Genomic DNA, 1,780 nt, shown 5'->3' with positions numbered 1-1,780 from the left:
AACCAGGTCGAACCCACCGCCGCCCCGTAAGCCCCCGCCGAACTGACCACTTCGGGGTCAGGAAGAAAAGTGGACATTTATTCGAAATGTCCACTTTTCTTCCTGACCCCAAGACGGACATTTCGCATCGGCGGGCGCGGTGCTTACGGGACTTCTTTCTCGTAGGCGGCGCGCACCGCGTCCTTGGCGTGCTCCCACGCCATGCGTGATTTGCCTTTCACCATTTCCCAATCGCGTTCCAGCTGGTCTTTCAGCTCGTCCCATGTGCCACGGTAGCGCTGGCGTGCGGTGTAGCCGAGCATGTAGGCCGGCTCGTAGTCGTCGTAGTCGTAATTCGGGTTGAAGTAGGACTCGTTGCGGTAATGGTCCTGCCAGTACACGCGCTCTTCGCTCGGATTGAGCAGGGTGCCGATGCCCTGGCCTGCCATGCCGCCAGCCAGCGCGCCGATGGCGCCGCCCGCTGCCATGCCGACCGGGCCGCCCACGGCGCCTGCCGCCATACCGGCCGCGGCGCCGCCGCCGGCGCCGATGCCCGTGGCGAGATTGTGGTCGTCGTCATCGTCCTCGGCCTTCGGGTTGACGATTTCCGCCGCCCCTTTGCCGACGTATGCACCGGCTACGCCGCCAATCACGGCGCCCGCCACCATGCCAGCGGGGCCGGCCGGCGAACCAGCCGCAGCACCGGCCAGCGCGCCGCCGGTGGTGCCGACGCCTACGCCAATCACGTGCTCGCCTTCGTTCTCCTTCCAGCGCCGCTCGATGTCGGCTGCGTCGGCGTCGTCGCGCGCGTGCACGCCCATCAGGATGCCGCCGTTGCGGATGCCTTCCTCATACGGCTTGATGCGCTCCTCCGGCATGCCGGCGCCGATCAGCGCGCCCACCAGGCCGCCGGTCACGCCGCCCGCGCCGGCGCCGGCCAGCGCTGCGGCCAGCGGGCCCGCCACCACGATGCCAAGGCCCGGCAGCACCACCGTGGTACCCACGGCCGCCACCGCCGCCAGCGCGGCGCCGATCGCACCGCCGACGCCGGCGCCAATGCCCGCGCCCTCCCCGGCTTTCGTGCCAAGCTCGGTTTCCACACCGCCGCTGAAGTGGCGCTGGCGCGTGTCGTCGCTCATCACAACGTTGATGTCGTCCTTCCCGTAACCGCGGGAGGTGGCGTGCTGCCAGGCACGCTCGGCACTGTCGCGGTCGCGGAACAGGCCGGTCACCATGCGGGATTGCTTGTCTGCAGTGTTCATGCGAATTCCCCTTTCTGGCTTGAGTCCCGGACACAATAGGCCGCCCGGCCCGCCATATCTGTACGTTCGCGCACGGAATCGCGCCGCGCGCCTGGCCTACACTGGAATCACTAACAACAGGGGGGGCGATATGAATTTCATTATCTGGATTGTTATTGGCGGTATCCTGGGCTGGCTGGCCAGCCTGGTCATGAAAACGGACGCGCAGCAAGGCGTGTTCCTGAACGTGGTAGTGGGTATAGTCGGCGCCCTGCTGGGCGGCTGGCTGCTGTCGCCGCTGTTTGGCACCGGCACCATCAATACGGACGATTTCAGCATCCTGTCGCTGGGGGTTTCCTTCCTCGGCGCCGTGATCCTGCTGGCCATCGTCAACCTCGTTTTCCGCGGCCGCGTCAGGTAGCGTCAACCGGTTCCTCACAAGCCAACGCTACGGCGTTGGCTTTTTTTTCGCCTGCTGCGGAACACGGCGGCGCGCCGACTGTCGAAGCCTCACCAAACCTCAGGGAGGCAGCCATGGCACAGGGACCGATGGACCACGA

General features: G+C 66.6%; 2 protein-coding genes. One reads left to right on the top strand and one right to left on the bottom strand.

Annotation, left to right across the window (positions count from 1 at the left end; translation table 11 throughout):
* Nucleotides 1-143 precede the first annotated feature (143 nt).
* Nucleotides 144-1,241 carry a hypothetical protein gene (locus ACE3TQ_RS26710; RefSeq protein ID WP_374586766.1) on the bottom strand — a complete coding sequence of 366 codons (1,098 nt, stop codon included), beginning with the start codon at nt 1,239-1,241 and terminating at the stop codon, nt 144-146.
* Nucleotides 1,242-1,371: 130 nt separating this feature from the next.
* Here ACE3TQ_RS26710 and ACE3TQ_RS26705 point away from each other — a divergent pair, with 130 nt between their 5' ends.
* The gene (locus ACE3TQ_RS26705) at nt 1,372-1,641 is read left to right on the top strand and encodes a GlsB/YeaQ/YmgE family stress response membrane protein (protein WP_374586764.1); all 270 of its coding nucleotides are present in this window, start codon (nt 1,372-1,374) and stop codon (nt 1,639-1,641) included.
* Nucleotides 1,642-1,780: the final 139 nt, after the last annotated feature.

Origin of the sequence: Pseudoduganella sp. (assembly GCF_041914865.1) — a bacterium.
Lineage (GTDB): Bacteria > Pseudomonadota > Gammaproteobacteria > Burkholderiales > Burkholderiaceae_D > Rugamonas.
The sequence above is the reverse complement of the archived record's forward strand: the minus strand, read 5'-3'. Positions and strand labels throughout refer to the sequence as shown.